Here is a 16,570-nt window from a genome sequence, read left to right as displayed (position 1 = left end):
CGTCGTGAACTATGCGATTAGGAGACATCGTCACCTAATCGAAAGTTAACGACATCCAGTTTCAGGTGGTTAGAATAAAAACCAGATCCAAAGTGCAGGGATTTATAAGCAATTATAGAAATTATAATATAATCTAATTCTTTATAGTGACTAAAGATATACTAAAAGTAGAATAATATAGAGAGGTGAAGTTAAGTGGCTAAAAAATTACCAGTGGGGATTGATGATTTTAAAAAGATCCGAGAAGAAGATTTTTATTATATAGATAAGAGTTTATTTATTAAAGATATAATAGATGAGGGAGCTCAGGTGATTTTATTACCTCGTCCTAGACGTTTTGGAAAGACTCTTAACTTATCAATGTTACGGTATTATTTTGAAAAATCTGCTGCTGATTATAGTGATTTATTCAGTGGTTTGCAGATAGAAGAAACTGGAAAAGATTATCTTGCTCAGCAAGGAAAATATCCAGTAATAGATATTACTTTTAAAGATATAAAAGAAGAAAACTGGCCTAAAGCTAAGTTGAAATTAAAGAAGATGATAGCTAGAGAATATAAACGACATAGATATTTGTTAGAAAGTGATCAGCTAGATAAGCATGATAAAGAATTTTTTAATAAAATTTTATCATTAGAAGCTAATATAGCATTTTATGAAGAAGCACTAAAGGACTTATCTGATTATTTAGCGGCTTATCATAATGAAAAAGTCATAATTTTAATTGATGAATATGACCAACCAATTCAGAGTGCTTATACCAATAACTTTTATGATAAAATGATAAATTTCATGAGAAACTTTTTAAGTGGTGGATTAAAGAATAACTCTGCTTTAGAAAAAGGAGTACTAACTGGAATACTTAGAGTTGCGAAAGAGAGTATTTTTTCAGGATTGAATAATTTAGTAGTTAGTACTTTATTAGATCAAGAATATAGTAAATACTTTGGTTTATTAGAAGAGGAAGTAGAAGAAATATTTGCTTATTATGGATTGGACTATGAAATTGAAGAAATTAAAGATTGGTATAATGGTTATAACTTTGGTAGTCAGACTATTTATAATCCCTGGTCAATAATCAATTGTATTCGTAAAAATGGAGAAGCTGCTCCTTACTGGGCCAATACTAGTAGTAATGATTTGATTAGAGATTTAATAATTGAAGGTGGGAGTGAATTAAAGACTGATCTTGAATTATTGATTAAAGGTGGCACAGTAAATAAAAAAATAGATGAAAATATTGTTTTTGGTGATATAGATAAAAAGAGCAATTTGATTTGGAGTTTTTTGTTATTAAGTGGTTATTTGCGAGCCAACAGCCAAGAGAGAAAAGGAGGAAGGTTATATTGTGATTTAGATATTCCTAATCAAGAAGTTAGATATATTTATGAAGATATAATTTTAGATTGGTTTGAAGGTAGTATTAGTAGCCAAAAAGTAAAGTTAATGTTAAATAGTTTAATCACAGGAGATGTAGAAACTTTTGCTGCTATTTTTAAAGATTTTGTATTAAATAGTATGAGTAACTTTGACCCTACAGGAGATGAAGCTGAGAAGGTTTATCATGCCTTTGTACTAGGATTATTATTAAACTTACGTGATGATTATCAAGTCAAATCTAATCGAGAAAGTGGTTACGGACGTTATGATGTAATGATTATTCCAGAAGATACTGCTAAATTAGGGATAGTTATAGAATTTAAAAAGGTTAACCAGTATACTAATGAAACTTTAGAAGAAGCAGTTGAAAAAGCCCTAGAGCAAATTAAAGAAAGAGAATATAAGCAAGAATTGATTAGTAAAGGAGTAGCTGAAGTTTTAGAGTTAGGAATAGCTTTTTCTGGTAAACAAGTACTAGTTAAAAGTCAATAGTCATGTACCAACTGTCTGTGTGATTAAAAGTTGCTCATCATTATCGAAAGTTAACGACATCCAGGTGCAGTATTTGACGTCAATTTGTCGCCATTATGTCGTCAGACTAAAGGGCAATATTTTATCTTAGTTTGATTATTATTAAATATTTAGCGTGACTATAGGCTTTATTGGACTTATATATGTTAGTTGTACTAGAAAAAAACCTCCCGGGGAGGACTCCAAATCCAGGTGTTGCGGGTTCAAGTCCTGCTTCCCGTGCCATTTTTAGTTTTTGTCCCCTTTTTTTGAAGGGGAATTTTTTAGTTTTTTGTATAGAGAAGTGTATGATATAAATTAAAAGTTAGATGAGAAAATTTTAGCTTATTATAAAGAGGAAATCGGAGGATAGATACTTGTACTCACCCTTGTTATCTCAACAGGGGTGTTTTTTGTTTTAAAGGGGGCTTAGAGATGGGAGAGTATGATAGTTGATTGACTACTTATCTAATTATAAACAGTTTAAGAGTAGATTAGAGGCGCTTGAAATCCAATTAGAGTATTCTGGGGAGCTGGATGAGGAGTTGGCCCGGGAGAAGGAAGAGTTAGAAAGAAAGATCGGTTTAATAGAAGCAGGATTGGATGCTTTAGACAAGGACCAGTAGTTACCATTGGTTAGAGCTAAGTATCTCCAAGGTAAGATTGAGCGGGATAATTTGATTTATGATAGTAGATTATTTCCTTATTCTAGTAGTCAGTATTATCGAGTGAAGAAACAGGTTTTAGGAAAACTGAAAGAAAATATTGAAGACTTATTATAGTAATAAGGAATAAATTAAATTTAAGATTTATTTACCTATGCTTAATTATTAAAAAGTTAATTTTGTAATAAGTGAGTTCTGATTTATTCTTAAAATAATAGTAAATTGTTTCAATTTCCCAATGTTTTGAATAGTAATTTCTTATATTTTACAATGCAACGCTAGTGTCCTGTTTTCTAAATTTAAGAAGTAATTTTTGGAATAATATCTAAATTTAACTATAGGGTGTTTATTATAATATACTAATTTTTCTTATAAGAAAGTAATAGGTTTAAAAAAGAATAGTATATCAAGAAGAAAATTTTTCTTATAATATAACCAGTTGATTGTTAGTTTCATGTGATATATTGAATAAAAGATAGAAATATATCTAATTACTTGACATTAAGTTAAATAATATCTATAATTAATACAACACTAACATATATATCACATGTAATTAACATAAGTTGTTACTGAATTTATATAAATAAGTAGCGATAGAGCCGGGAGGGATAATTATGATTTAGATAAGAATGTATTTTAAAGAATATTTAGACGAAACGGTAGGGAGTTATCTCTGTCTATATAGCTTTAGCAGTTTTAATTTAGAAGTTAAAGATCACATAGTTTATATTATACAAGGGGGGGATTAGAGTGAAGTTTTTAACTAAAAGGATTATGCTGGTAGTAGCTGTCTTGTCAATAACTGTCTTATTAAGCGGAGTAGCCAGTGCTGGCTTGTTTGGTGGAGATGATGAAACTAAGAAAGAATTAACTGTCAAGATGTCTTATAATGGACCTGCCAATGCTGAAAAGAATCCTGTCCATGGGTATGCCCAACGGTTGAAAAATATGGTTGAATCACGTTCAAATGGACGTATTAAAATTTCTCTTTTTGCTAATAGTCAATTAGGAAATGAACAACAGCGGATGGAACAGACTATGAATGGACCTATGATCAATATTGCTTCTAATGCAGGTATGGTTTCGGTTTCTTCGGAAGTTTATGCTGCGACTGTACCGTTTATGTTTAAGAATTATAAAGCAGCCCATATCTTCTTCGGTGAAAGTAAGTACTGGAAAAAATTAAAAGAAAAGTTTAGAAAGAAAACAGGAATTGTTCTTTTAGAAGCAATAGAAGAAGGGGGATTTCTTGCATTTACTAATTCAAAAAGGCCAATTCATTCTCCTAAAGACTTTAAAGGATTAAAGTTTAGAGCAATGGATGCAGGACAGGTTGCTTTATATGAATCATTTGGAGCTAGTGGAACTCCTATTCCTTGGACTGAAACATACATGGCTCTACAGACGGGAGTAGCTAATGGACAGATGAATCCGCCGACTTATATTATATCTGGAAGTTTGTATGAGGTACAAGACTACATGACTCTTGCTAATGTACAATATTCCTGCCAATTCTTAACTATTAATGAAGCATTATTTGAATCTTTATCTACTAAAGATCGTAAAATGATTAAACAGGCAGCTTATGAAGCTAATGTGGCTAATCGACGTGAGGTAGAAAATAAAGTTAAGGATAGAATTAAATTTATAAAGAATAAAGGGGTTAAAGTTTATAAACCAACAGTAAAAGAATTGAATTCCTTCCAAAAGGTTGGTCAACAGGCTTATATTGCGTGGATTAAAGAAAAGTTGGACCAAAAGTGGATTGATTTAGCTTTAGAAAGTGCTAAGAAGGCTAATCAGGAGGCTATAGCCCATGAATAAATCCTTTGAAAACTTTTGTAGAAAAGCATCTATTATTTTAGAGCGCCTCAGTATTTGGGCTGCTGGGGTGTTCGTTATAATTAATCTATTAGACATCTCGATTGCTGTTTTCTTTCGTTATCTCTTTAATAAGTCTTGGATTGGAACTGAAGAGATAGCTCGCTTTACACTTATCTGGGCAGTAATGTTTGCCGCTAATTCTGCATTACGCTGCGGAGAACATGTAAGTATAACATTCTTAGATAGATTTCTGCCGGATTTAGTTAAGATTTTCTTAAAGTGGTTTAAACGGTTGCTAATTATCTTTATTACAGGCTTAATGACCTATTTGAGTATTAAGTATGTCTCTAATGCTTGGGTATTTAAGACAATAGGTTTAAAGATATCTAAGGCTATTCCTTTAATGGCTATACCGATTGGCACTGGATTATTCTTAGTTCAGTATATTTTAATTCAAATTGCTCCTCCAGATATAGAAAACCCGATAGATGATGAGGTGAAAGCATGAGTATTGTAATGTTACTGGTATTTCTCTCTTTAATGGTTATAGGAGTTCCTATCTTTCTTTCTTTACTTTTGACTGCTTTTGTAGGGTTTGTATATATAGGTGATCTGTCTTTATTAAGAATGATGGTTCAACACTTCTTTGGGGGAATGAATGTTGTTACTTTAATGGCTATTCCTTTCTTCATTTTAACTGGTAACTTAATGAATAGAACAGGAATTACTGACAGGTTACTGGATTTTAGTAGAGCCTTAGTAGGACATCTCCGGGGCGGATTAGGACATGTTAATATTGTGGCAAGTATAATATTTGCTGGAATAAGCGGTTCTGCTGCAGCAGATACTTCTGCTTTAGGCTCAATATTAATTCCAGCAATGGCTAAAGAAGGCTATTCAAGACCTTATGCAGCTGGATTAACAGCAGGAAGTTCACTAATTGGTCCAATTATTCCTCCCAGTATATTTATGGTTTTATATGGTACAATGACAAATGTATCAATTGGGGCTTTATTTATTGCAGGAATTATTCCTGGATTGATTTTAGGAGTTTCCTTTATAATAATGAATTACTATTATTCTAAAAAGAATGATTATCCTGTTTCAAATGAACGGGCTAGCCTAAAAGAAATTCTACAAGTAGGATGGGAATCTTTAATTGCGCTTTTTGCTCCTCTAATAATTATTGGAGGTATCGTATTAGGAGTTGTTACACCTACTGAAGCCGGAGCTTTAGCAATAGTTTATGCGATTATTATAGGATTTTTCGTTACCAAACAGTTAACACTGCAAGGTCTGATGACGGCTATCTTTGAAACTATCCGTAATACCAGTGTTATTTATGTAATTATGGGAGCTGCTTCGATTATAAGTTGGTTACTTAAGTGGGAACAGGTTCCTCAGCGTTTTGCCTCGTTTATGATGAATGTTAGTGATAGTAGTACAGTTATATTATTGATCTTGAGTTTAATTATATTTATAATTGGAATGTTTATGGAAGAGGTTGCTGCTTTAACATTATTAACTCCTATTTTTGCTCCAGTTGCTATCACAGCAGGAATTAATCCGTTACATTTTGGAATTGTTATGACGCTTAATATTACTATTGCTTTAATTACTCCTCCAATGGGAGCCTGTGTATATATTGCAGCAGCTGTCGGTCAAGTAAAATTAGAAGAATTATTTAAAAGAATTTGGCCGTTTGTGGCAGTAGCTTTGAGTGCCGTTTTGATTATTATTCTTTTCCCTCCTCTAACGGTAGGTTTACCTAAATTATTAGGGTTTTAAGTTTAAATAAATTTAATGATTTTACTAAATTATTAAGTAATTAAGGAGGGGGTTAATTTGGCAACATCTATTAAAGCTTTATATGATAAGTCTTTACCAGAGCAGAAGAGTTTGGATTGGTCTAAAATAAAGAAAAAGAGGATTGTTGAGTGTAGAGAAAGACTGGTTTCAATGAGTTTAAAACCAGATAAAATCTTAGTAAATTCTCAATATTATTTACAGCAGATACAAGGGGCTATGCCAGAATGTTACTGTCGGGAAGGTGTCTTTGATAGATTAATAAAAGCAGCGGATAAATTACCTGCAGGTTATAAATTAGTTATTTTTGATGCTTGGAGATCGGATGAATTACAGCTAAGTCTATTTAATAAGTATAAAACAGAACTTAGAAAAGAAATGCCTGAGAAAAGTGAACAGGAATTAACTCAAATTACAGAGCAGTTTGTTTCTTTACCTTCAAAAGATCCAACTCAACCTTCGCCTCATAATACTGGTGGAGCAGTAGATCTTACCATTGTAGATGATAGAGGTAAGCCACTTGAAATGGGGACAAGATTTGATGAAACTAAAGAAGAATCTATTACATATTATTATGAACGGATTATTCAACAAGAAAAAGAATTGTCAAGCAAGGAAAGGAAAATTTTACAGAATAGGCGTCTACTTTATAACGTAATGACAGAAGTAGGATTTACCAATTATCCAAAAGAGTGGTGGCACTATGATTATGGAAATCAAAATTGGGCTTGGATGAATGAACAACCACATGCTATTTATGGAATGACAAAACCTTTTTTTCGTTGGAACTAAAATTAATATTTTTAATCACTAGCGTTGCATTGTAAAATATAAGAAATTACTAGTTTTAAATTAGCTCATTAAACTTAATATAGTTATATTTGTAACCAAAATTTTAAGTGCAATTTAGCTAATAAGATTAAACTTTTTTAGCTAAATCAGCAGTTAATCATCTAAAATCAACATTTAGAAAATATTTCGGAAAAAGGTTAAACTAGTCCAAGAAGATAAGGTTATTTTTTCAGTTTATAAGTTACTTAACTAATGCTCTCAATTAAAGTTATTACTAACTATCATAAATATTGAGTATTTTATTTTTCGAGTTAATTTGAGTAATGAACCACTAAATTTAGTCTTTTTCTTGATCAATTTTAATAAAATGAATAAAATTAATGCACTATAGATTTGAGTAAATACTGCATTTTTATTATGTCCAAAGAACCTTTTAATTTTTAAATGTTGTTTAATCCACTTGAAAAATAGCTCTATTTGCCAACGATCTTTATATAAAGCAGAAATATCTTGAGCATCTAAATCGAAACGATTGATCACAATTTTAATAACTTTTGGATTGTTATTTCTATCTTTAACCTTAATTTTAATTAGTCTTAATTCTTGTTCCATTTTGGTTACTGAAACTTCAGAACCTAAAATGACATCAGCATCTAGCAAGATGTTGTTTTGCTCATCTGATTTATTTAGTGGTATTTTTCTAATATATTTAATTTTAGCATTAGATTTGAGTTTAGTAACAAAATAAATATCTTTTGCAATAAGCTCATCAAACTTTTGATAATCTAAATAGGCTCTATCAAAAATATAAGTGTAACTAGGGTTGAAAGTTAAATTATTTAATATTTCTTTATCATGAATAACTGCATTACTGATAATTATATTTTCTGGAGCTTCTGTATTTAAATCATAAAGAGTATGCAGTTTTATGCCACCTTTAGAACTTCTAAATTTCGCCCAAGGAAATAACGATAAACAGCAACTAACTGTTGAAGAATCAATTAATTTAACAGAACCAATCTCTTTTAAAGCTTTTCTATATCCAGTTTGAGATTTAAGACGTTCAAATAGATGTTGAAAAATATCATAAAATATTTTGTAGTCTCTATCTTCATTTTTTCTAGATATTTGTGATTTACTAATTTCTGGTATAACTTCATTAAGTTTATTATTCCCTTTTAGTTCTGAAACAAAATCTTCTAAACTATCTTTTTCAGTAAGATGATAATAAAGTAAGCATAGTAAATGTTTTTTAGTTTTGAGTTTATGTACTTTATAATCAGAATCGTATTTATCTACCAGATTGTCTAAAAAGTTATTACCTATTATATCTATGAATTTGTATAATAATATGGTATACTCACTAGTACATTTCATTTTTTAGCTCCTTTGTTTAATGAATTGTGCTGTGAGGGCACTCATTCATTTAAGCAGAGGAGCTTTCATTTTGCAAAGGTAAATTTATCTAAAAAAACGATGCAACGCTAGTGTTAAGCACTTAACTATTTAAGTTAGCCAATTAAATCTATTCCATATTTTTGTGATAATTTTTCAACTAATTCATTTTTACAATTACAATAATTATTGCATTTACAGAAATTATTGTTATTATTAATATCGTTTATTAAACTTTCTTTTAAAGAATTATATTTCTTTTTTTTAGAGTCTTTTGTATTTGAAAATTTATTTTTGAAAAAAGCTTCTACTAATTTAAAAATAAAAAACAATAATATTATAAACAGAATATAATCTTTGTAAGAAAGAGTAAATGGTTTATTGTCTAGTGGAATAAAGCTAAAGTAGTTATTTAAAAGATGGTCAGAATATCGATTGAGATAAAATGAACTAACAAAGAAATTAATGAAAACCCATGATGATAAATTTGGTTTTTTGGATTTTAATTCATCTAGTTCTTTTTTTAGTTTTATTAGCCTTCTTTTCTTTTTTTGGATGATTGGATTAAGTTTGCGCTCTATTTTTTCTTTCATTGTATTATCCTCCCTTAATGTGAATTTTGATATAATATTATTTTTCAATAAATGATTTTATTACTTATATAGAAGAAATCAAAGAGGATTTAATCATCTAGACTTCGGGCCAACTCCCACAACCTTAACGGAGACATCACTATAAAAGTCAATAGTCATGTCTCCTATAAAAAACTTATGACAGTTTCCATTCCATTTTCAATGGTGATCTACAACCTGCAACAACCGCAGGACCCGGTAGATCACCATTTTTCATTCCATTTCAACCGTTAATAAGTTTTCTTGCAATAGATAAATCAAGTGAATAATTAGAAATTAAAATCTTGTTTATTCACTTTTAGAACTTGCTAAATTAATTACTTGTTTTATTTTTTATATTTAAAATATTCATACATTGGGATATAAATTGCATAAATATATTAGTGAAGGGATAAAAATATCTTTTAGAAAGGAGGAACAGTTTAATTTTATTATTTTTGGTTGAAGAAATTTTTAATAATTAATGGGATTATATAATAAGGGGGGAAGAAACTTTATGAGTCAAATCAAAAAAGGTTCATGGGTTCAAATTGAACAAACATTATTAGAACCAGGTGAAAGAGCTCCTCAAATTCCTAAAGAAACACAAGAAGTTCCTTTAAAGTTATGGGTTAAGGGCTATCTAACAAAAGATGCTCAACCAGGTGATAAAGTGACTATAAAAACAATTATAGGTAGAAGTTTAACGGGAAAATTAGTTGCTGAAAATCCTAGATATACTCATGATTTTGGAAAGCCAATAACTCAGTTATTATCAGTTAGAGAAGAATTTAATCAATTGTTTGAAGGAGATGATGAATAATGGGTGGTATGAGTTATACTGATTTAATGAATAAAAAAAATGAAATAATGAAAAAATCTCTTGGTATTGATTATCAAAAATTTGAAGGGGAAGGCATTACTTTTGATTATGATGAAATGATGAATCAAGTTTCTTACTCTTTTGATAAGGTAAGAGAAATTCAAGAAGAAACGAAGGTTGGTAATACTCCACTTTATGAATTAGAAAGTATTAATAAGGCTGTAAAAGCTTTATCCCCTCCTGGAAAAGGAGCAAGAATATTTTTAAAGGATGAAGCATCTAATCCATCAGGTAGTTATAAGGCTAGGAGAGCATTTGTTTCTATATATCATGCTGAAAAGGAAGGGTATAACGGGGTAGCGGCAGCAACTAGTGGAAATTATGGGGCAGCTGTAGCTTCACAGGCAAATATGAGAGATTTAAAGTCTATCATTGTGCAAGAGGTTTATGATAGCAGAGATTATGGTCAACCAGAAATATTAGAAAAAGGAAGAAAGTGTGAAACATATGGTGCTGAGGTTTTACAATTAACTGTTGGACCAGAGCTTTTTTATACTTTTCTTAATATTTTAGATGAGACAGGTTATTTTAGTGCTTCATTATATACTCCGTTTGCTATTGCAGGAGTAGAGACTTTAGGTTACGAAATTGCAGAAGAAGTAAGAGAAGTTGCTGGAAAAGATCCTGATGCAGTTGTAATTACAAATGCTGGTGGTGGGAATTTAACAGGAACGGCTCGTGGATTAATTAAAGCTGGAGCTGAAGATACTGAAATAATTGCTTCTAGCGTTGATTTAAGTGGATTGCATATGGCAAGTGATGAAGATTTTAATAAAAAATCATTTACTACTGGTCATACAGGTTTTGGAATTCCATTTGCTACTTCTCCAGATCGTTCTGATGTACCTAGAAATGCTGCTAGGCCTTTAAGATATATGGATAGATATGTAACTATTTCTCAAGGAGAAGTTTTTTATATCACTGAAGCTTTATCTCAATTAGAAGGTATGGAGCGTGGTCCCGCAGGTAATACTTCATTAGCTACAGCTTTTTCTATTGCTCAAGAAATGGATGAAGATGAAATTGTTGTAGTTCAGGAGACTGAATATACAGGAGCTGGAAAACATGTTACAGCACAATTATCTTTTGCTGAAGAAGAAAATAATATAGAAATAAAAAAAGGCAATCCTAAAGAACAGGTTCCTGGAGAAAATATAATTATTCCTAATTCGTTTAAACAAGTTAAAGCAAAAGACTTAAATTTAAAAGAATTAAAAGAATCTTATATTAAATATGCTACAAAGGAAGTTAAAGAAAGAAAATTAAGTAAAAACGAATTAATGTTTTTAGCTGAAGAAATAAATGATGCTAAATTAGTAGAAGAAATTTTGTCTGATTTAGAAGAATAATGACTAATGTTTGTTAGATAAAGGTTTATCTAACAAACATTTAATTAAGAGGGGGGATTAATAGTGGGGGATGAGAATAGTTTTTTAGATATTAAAGATGAACAAAAGCTAGATTTTTATGGTGGAAAAATATTTTCTTTTTTACCTTTTATAGTATTTTTAATTGTAGCTATATCAATTTCAGTTATGAAGGCTCCTGATACTAAAGGTATGTGGGTTGGAGCAGTTTTAGGTATTATGATTGCATTTTTCTTTGCTAAAGATAAAGATAAGTATTCACAAACAATTATTGACGGAATGGCAAGTCCAACAGCCATTGTACCAGTTGCAGCTTGGATTTTTGCAGGATTATTTGGCCATTTACTTCAGTCAACTCAACTTGTGGATGGTATTATTTGGGCAGCTTATAATATTGGTTTACAGGGAAGATTATTTGTAATAGTATCTTTTTTAGCTAGTACGTTATTTGCTACTGCTGCTGGAACTGGTTTTGGAACAATAATAGCAGGAATATCAGTTTTATATCCTGCTGGAGTTTTATTAGGAGCTAAGCCAGTAGTTTTAGCAGGAGCTATAGTAGGAGGAGGAGCTTTTGGAGATAATCTTGCTCCTTTATCAGATACTACAATTTGTTCTGCAGCATCTCAAAATACAGATATAGGTGGGGTAGTACGAAGTCGATTTAAATATTCTTCCTTAGCAGGTATAATTACAATAATAATTTTAGCTTTATTTGGTGGGGGAGGATCTACGGCACATGAAATCCCACAAAATCTTTTAGATCAGTATATGGAACCTAAAGGATTGTTAATGATTATTCCTGCTTTATTAGTTATATATTTAGCACTTAAGGAGTGGCACTTAATTTCTGCAATTACTATAGGATCAACATTAGCAATTGTTGAAGCTTTAGCATTAAATTTAATTACTTTTAATCAATTATTTACTATCCAAGATGGAAGTGTTACTGGAATATTAGTAGATGGAATTGGTGGTATGGTAGCTATTGCTATCTTAGCTATGTTGATTATGTCTACAGTTAGAATAATGGTTACTGGTGGAGGTATTGAATTATTATTAGAGGGAGCTAAAAAGATTGTAAATTCTGTAACAGCAGTTGAAGTTAGTATAGGAGCATTAATTACAGGAGTTACGGCAGTTATGGGAATAAATGCTCCACCAATTCTTGCAGTTGGAAGTGCATATGCTAAGCCATTAGGTGAAAAATATGAACTACATCCATATAGAAGAGCAAATATTTTAGATGGTTTGGCATGTACTTTGGTATATTCATTACCTTGGACTCCTGCTTTATTGCTTGTGCAATCACTTGTAAAGGAAGCAAGTGCTAAGTTTGGAGCAGAACACATTCCTACTTTAAGTACAATGGAAATTTTCCCATGGATTACTTACTGTTGGGTAATGTTTATTGTAATGTTTGTTGCTATTTTCTCAGGATGGGGTAGAGAGTATATAGGACCAGATGGAGAGCCTATAAAAACACCTCCATCTGAAATAAGTACATAATTGACTAGATTATAGAATATAAGAAATAACAGCAATATTTTTTAAGCTAAGTAGAATGAAGTTTAAATAGGAAATCAGATTGTAAGGAGTTAATTTAATTAATCTTGAGTGTAGTGGTTAATAAATTATTATTATATTTATAGGCTAGGTTTACATATAAAAATTAGTAGGAGGTGATTAAATCAAGAAGTGGTTATATGTAAGAATTCTCAAGACGCCAGGGTAGCATTTGAAATGTTTGATTAGGTTATTAATCTTGGTCTATAGGTTACTAATAGATATTTACAACGAGTTTAGATTTTTTAATTAAGTTTGGGAATAGAATGACGAGTTATCGACAAAACGTCGCCTAATCGAAAGTTAACGACATCCAGTTTCAGGTGGTTTATTTAATTTGATATTTCTTCCATTTATATTTATTTGGTTCCCATTGTTTAAAAAATTCTTCTTCGTTAATGATATGATTATATATAGGAAGTAAGAACAATTTAATTTTTTCTATTACTGTTGAGAAAGTCAGTTCTTCTCCACCAATTCTTCTTAGAAAGGCAGTCCAAAGTTTTCTTTGTCTATCTCCTTCTATGAATTTTTACAGGATCTTTTTCTAGAGGAGCACCTCGTTTTTGTATAGTTGTAGTAATTGCTTCTTGTAGAACTCTTCCATCAAATGGTTTTGAATTTGCAATAGTATAAATATCGTAAAAATCTTTCATTCTACTATTTATTAGTGATAGACTAAGCATAGATTCAAATTTTTCTGCAATGACTGACTCTAAAGAATAAGCATTTATTTTTGGTCTTTTTAAATCTAATAAACCTGGATAATCTAGTTTTTGAGGATTAGGAACAATTGCATCGCCAAAGCCAATATCTAGTTGTAATTTCTTTCTGGCACTTCCTAGATAAGAAGTTATATTAATTCTTATTCCTTCATATTCGGCTCCTTCAGTTATTACTTCTGCTGTTATAGATTGAGGATCAAATTCCACTCCATCATTACATTTAATCTGACAAATCTTTTGAAAAACATTTTTAATATCTGCTGGATCATTAGAAATATTTTGTGCTAAGAAATCTATATCTTTTGTTGGTCTAGTTTTAAAGTCTGTAGATGATAAAATTAAAATACCACCTTTTAGGAAAAAATTTGACTTATATTTTGATTTTGAAAGCCTATATAATAATCTTTCATGAAAATAAAGTAGTAAAATTTGATTAAAATTTATTCCTTCACTTTTAGCAATATTTAATAATCTATCTTTAATTGAAGCTTCTATATTTTTAGTCATACTAAAATCTCCAGATAATTTTGCATTAAATTTTGTATTCCAGTAATTTCTGCATATTTAAGAAGTTGATTAATGTTTTTATCTTTTCTTTTTAGATATTCATTTAAAGCATCTTTAGCTACATCCATTCCAATTTTATTTCTAAATCTGATACAATCACACACTGTTTTTTCTAGATCATATATTTTGATGGTGTTATTGTTGATTTTAATTTCTTTTATTCCAGTTTTAAATTGTTTTTCTGAAAAATAAAAAACTTTAATTGGGGGATAATCCGGAAGAGCAGGTTTATGGGCATCTCTATGAATAGCTACATAATGTTCCCAAGGATTATAAGTAGTTAATTTATAATATGATAGGGCAGAAATAAGACAAAAAACTCCATTAGGAATAATCTTATTTACTTTAACTAATTCTTCTGTTTCATTAAACCTTCCATTATCCCAATAGTATAAACCTCTTTTTATTTTATTAATTACATTTTTTTCTTCTAATTGATATAGATATGATGTATGAATTCCAGCATTGATTATATCTTTAGTTCTTGCATAGCCACCATTTTTTTTGAATATCTTTTTGATTTTCTCATATTTTTCATGCAATTTAATTACCTCTTGTTATGACTCTCCGCATCTATTATTAAGTGCGGATATTTTTAACATACATTAATCTTATCATTGTATAAAGTAATAAGCAAATATTATTTTCAGATTAAAAATATTGGCGTCACCTTGTCGCCATTATGTCGTCAGACTAAAGGGCAATATTTTATCTTAGTTTGATTATTATTAAATTTTTAGCGTGACTATAGGCTTTATTGGACTTATATATGTTAGTTGTATTAGAAAAAACCTCCCGGGGAGGATTCCAAAATTCGTTCAAGTCCTGCTTCCCGTGCCATTTCTATTTTTTGTCCCCTTTTTTTGAAGGGGATTTTTTAGTTTTTGAAAGTGAAAATTTTACCGAAGATAGCCAAGAAAGCCTTTTTCATGAAGATATGAAAGTAGATGAATTGGCGAAAAGATAATCTATGATTATCTTTAGTAAATAAAAAATTAGTATTACACATACTAAATCCTGAAAGAAGAAAGGTAGGTGAGAAAATGAATAAAACTTATATAATATCTACTCCTGGCTCTCAGCAAGGAGTAGCTGATACTTTAGCTCGAAAAAGCGGGAGAATTTATTCAAAAGTTGTTTCGACTGTGTTTAAATTAAAGCAAAAGAAAGATATTTGGTTAAGCAAAAATGATATGGAAAAGTTAATAAAACTATATTCGGAAGATTTTGGGCTACATTCACAGACTAAACAAGGCATTGTTCAACAATATTATGATAACCTAAAATCATATTTTAAATCTAGAGATAAAATTGAGAATAGCAAGCCTCCATATCGAACTAAAAAATATAATAAAGTAATCTATAAACGAGCAGCGATAAAATTAAAAGAAAATGGAGTCCTAAGACTATCCAATGGTAGAAAGGGGAAAGCATTTAAAATTGAAGTACCCTCTTTGACTAAAGAACCCAAGTATGCAGAATTCATTTATAACTCAAATTTAGATAAACACCAGCTTCATATAGTAATAGATATAGAAAACGATAAAAGAAAGTATAAATCTGATAAAGTGCTAGCAGTAGATTTAGGAGTAATTCATCCGAAACAAGATTAATGATGTATTGCAAAAATATACATCATCCTTGATTGGCTCTTGTTTAGAAGAAAAAGTGAGCACGATAGTAATTGGAGATGTGAAAGGAATTAGAGAGAATATAGACTATAATTCAAAAGCAAATCAAAAAATCCATCAATGGCTGGCTAGAAAGATTTATAATTTAATAGAATATAAAGCTCAATCAATAGGAATAGAAGTTAAGCTCCAAGATGAAGCATATACCAGTCAGACCTGTCCTAAATGTGGTAATCGATATAAACCTAAAAATCGCAATTATAAATGCAAAGAGTGTGGATTTGAGTATCATCGAGATGGAGTAGGAGCAATTAATATTTGGAAGAAGTATCTTTAGAAAGATAATCTTTCTCAAGTAGAAGGCGGATTGACATCGCCCACAGGTATTAGGTATGAGCCTAATCTGTGTTGTCCTAGCAAGTGGAATGCTAGCTCTAATAGGGCGGGGTAGCCATGAATGTTGCTAGGGAAGAGACCTGATAGGTCTTAAGAATCTTCGTTCGTGACGATAGGAACGGGCGGAGAGTATATCAACTATGCTTAGTGCTTTAATAGTTGTGGTCAAGAAATATAATCCCCAAGCTGATTCTTATTTTCAGACAGGAAGTATTATTTTGGCTGAGGTAGATGATATTTTGGATAAGATTTTATTGGAGTATCCAGATAGTCCGACTTTAAATAAAGTAGATGATGTAGTTGAGAAATTGCTTACAGAGTTAAAAGAAGCAGGCTATTAAATTGACCAGTCTACTAAGGCTAAAATTGAGAATAGGGTTAAAGGACAGTTGAAGCGAGATGAAAAGGCTAAGGTATCGTGGCAGAATGGAGAGTGGAAGTTTGAGAGG

At 30.6% G+C, this 16,570-nt stretch carries 17 protein-coding genes; 13 read left to right on the top strand and 4 right to left on the bottom strand.

The features are described from left to right. Positions 1-195: 195 nt before the first annotated feature. The 7 genes from ACYQ3D_RS06025 to ACYQ3D_RS05995 all read left to right on the top strand — a co-directional run bounded on the left by ACYQ3D_RS06025 (position 196) and on the right by ACYQ3D_RS05995 (position 6,980). Entirely contained in the window at positions 196-1,872 is a 1,677-nt protein-coding gene (locus ACYQ3D_RS06025; RefSeq protein ID WP_459837093.1) for an AAA family ATPase, read from the top strand. 470 nt (positions 1,873-2,342) lie between these two features. Then, positions 2,343-2,516, top strand: coding sequence for a hypothetical protein (locus tag ACYQ3D_RS06020; RefSeq protein WP_459837092.1), 174 nt, complete (start codon positions 2,343-2,345; stop codon positions 2,514-2,516). 6 nt (positions 2,517-2,522) lie between these two features. Beyond that, positions 2,523-2,672 carry a hypothetical protein gene (locus ACYQ3D_RS06015; RefSeq protein ID WP_459837090.1) on the top strand — a complete coding sequence of 50 codons (150 nt, stop codon included), beginning with the start codon at positions 2,523-2,525 and terminating at the stop codon, positions 2,670-2,672. Between the two features lie 636 nt (positions 2,673-3,308). Further along, the gene (locus ACYQ3D_RS06010) at positions 3,309-4,382 is read left to right on the top strand and encodes a TRAP transporter substrate-binding protein (protein ID WP_459837089.1); all 1,074 of its coding nucleotides are present in this window, start codon (positions 3,309-3,311) and stop codon (positions 4,380-4,382) included. Beyond that, positions 4,375-4,890, top strand: coding sequence for a TRAP transporter small permease (locus ACYQ3D_RS06005; protein ID WP_459837088.1), 516 nt, complete (start codon positions 4,375-4,377; stop codon positions 4,888-4,890). Before ACYQ3D_RS06010 ends, ACYQ3D_RS06005 begins: the two co-directional genes overlap by 8 nt. Continuing rightward, positions 4,887-6,170: a TRAP transporter large permease gene (locus ACYQ3D_RS06000; protein ID WP_459837087.1), complete on the top strand. Its 1,284-nt coding sequence runs from the start codon at positions 4,887-4,889 to the stop codon at positions 6,168-6,170. Before ACYQ3D_RS06005 ends, ACYQ3D_RS06000 begins: the two co-directional genes overlap by 4 nt. A 57-nt stretch (positions 6,171-6,227) precedes the next feature. Continuing rightward, the gene (locus tag ACYQ3D_RS05995) at positions 6,228-6,980 is read left to right on the top strand and encodes a M15 family metallopeptidase (RefSeq protein ID WP_459837085.1); all 753 of its coding nucleotides are present in this window, start codon (positions 6,228-6,230) and stop codon (positions 6,978-6,980) included. Between the two features lie 258 nt (positions 6,981-7,238). On the opposite strand, the gene ACYQ3D_RS05990 is transcribed toward ACYQ3D_RS05995, so the two are convergent. Beyond that, complete coding sequence (locus tag ACYQ3D_RS05990) at positions 7,239-8,357, bottom strand: IS4 family transposase (RefSeq protein WP_459837084.1); 1,119 nt, start codon at positions 8,355-8,357, stop codon at positions 7,239-7,241. 134 nt (positions 8,358-8,491) lie between these two features. After that, positions 8,492-8,968 (bottom strand): hypothetical protein, encoded by a 477-nt coding sequence (locus ACYQ3D_RS05985; protein WP_459837082.1) that lies wholly within the window; start codon positions 8,966-8,968, stop codon positions 8,492-8,494. Positions 8,969-9,503: 535 nt separating this feature from the next. Here ACYQ3D_RS05985 and ortA point away from each other — a divergent pair. The 3 genes from ortA to ACYQ3D_RS05970 all read left to right on the top strand — a co-directional run bounded on the left by ortA (position 9,504) and on the right by ACYQ3D_RS05970 (position 12,745). Continuing rightward, entirely contained in the window at positions 9,504-9,809 is a 306-nt protein-coding gene (gene ortA, locus ACYQ3D_RS05980) for a 2-amino-4-oxopentanoate thiolase subunit OrtA (protein ID WP_459837081.1), read from the top strand. Continuing rightward, the gene (ortB, locus tag ACYQ3D_RS05975) at positions 9,809-11,218 is read left to right on the top strand and encodes a 2-amino-4-oxopentanoate thiolase subunit OrtB (protein ID WP_459837079.1); all 1,410 of its coding nucleotides are present in this window, start codon (positions 9,809-9,811) and stop codon (positions 11,216-11,218) included. Before ortA ends, ortB begins: the two co-directional genes overlap by 1 nt. A gap of 63 nt (positions 11,219-11,281) precedes the next feature. Beyond that, positions 11,282-12,745, top strand: a complete 1,464-nt coding sequence (locus ACYQ3D_RS05970) for a Na+/H+ antiporter NhaC family protein (RefSeq protein WP_459837078.1) — start codon at positions 11,282-11,284, stop codon at positions 12,743-12,745. A gap of 569 nt (positions 12,746-13,314) precedes the next feature. Here ACYQ3D_RS05970 and ACYQ3D_RS05965 read toward each other — a convergent pair. Both ACYQ3D_RS05965 and ACYQ3D_RS05960 read right to left on the bottom strand, forming a co-directional pair. Beyond that, positions 13,315-14,034, bottom strand: a complete 720-nt coding sequence (locus ACYQ3D_RS05965; RefSeq protein ID WP_459837076.1) for a nucleotidyl transferase AbiEii/AbiGii toxin family protein — start codon at positions 14,032-14,034, stop codon at positions 13,315-13,317. Continuing rightward, complete coding sequence (locus ACYQ3D_RS05960; protein ID WP_459837074.1) at positions 14,031-14,636, bottom strand: type IV toxin-antitoxin system AbiEi family antitoxin domain-containing protein; 606 nt, start codon at positions 14,634-14,636, stop codon at positions 14,031-14,033. The genes ACYQ3D_RS05965 and ACYQ3D_RS05960 overlap by 4 nt, the downstream gene beginning before the upstream one ends. A 501-nt stretch (positions 14,637-15,137) precedes the next feature. Here ACYQ3D_RS05960 and ACYQ3D_RS05955 point away from each other — a divergent pair. The 3 genes from ACYQ3D_RS05955 to ACYQ3D_RS05945 all read left to right on the top strand — a co-directional run bounded on the left by ACYQ3D_RS05955 (position 15,138) and on the right by ACYQ3D_RS05945 (position 16,462). Then, positions 15,138-15,707: a nuclease/transposase family protein gene (locus ACYQ3D_RS05955; protein ID WP_459837073.1), complete on the top strand. Its 570-nt coding sequence runs from the start codon at positions 15,138-15,140 to the stop codon at positions 15,705-15,707. A gap of 7 nt (positions 15,708-15,714) precedes the next feature. Beyond that, positions 15,715-16,062 (top strand): RNA-guided endonuclease TnpB family protein, encoded by a 348-nt coding sequence (locus ACYQ3D_RS05950; RefSeq protein ID WP_459837072.1) that lies wholly within the window; start codon positions 15,715-15,717, stop codon positions 16,060-16,062. A gap of 199 nt (positions 16,063-16,261) precedes the next feature. Then, positions 16,262-16,462: a hypothetical protein gene (locus tag ACYQ3D_RS05945; protein WP_459837070.1), complete on the top strand. Its 201-nt coding sequence runs from the start codon at positions 16,262-16,264 to the stop codon at positions 16,460-16,462. The last annotated feature ends 108 nt before the right edge of the window (positions 16,463-16,570 follow it).

Source organism: Halanaerobaculum tunisiense, assembly GCF_054657635.1.
Note: the sequence above shows the minus strand (reverse complement) of the source record. Positions and strands in the feature narration are given on the sequence as shown.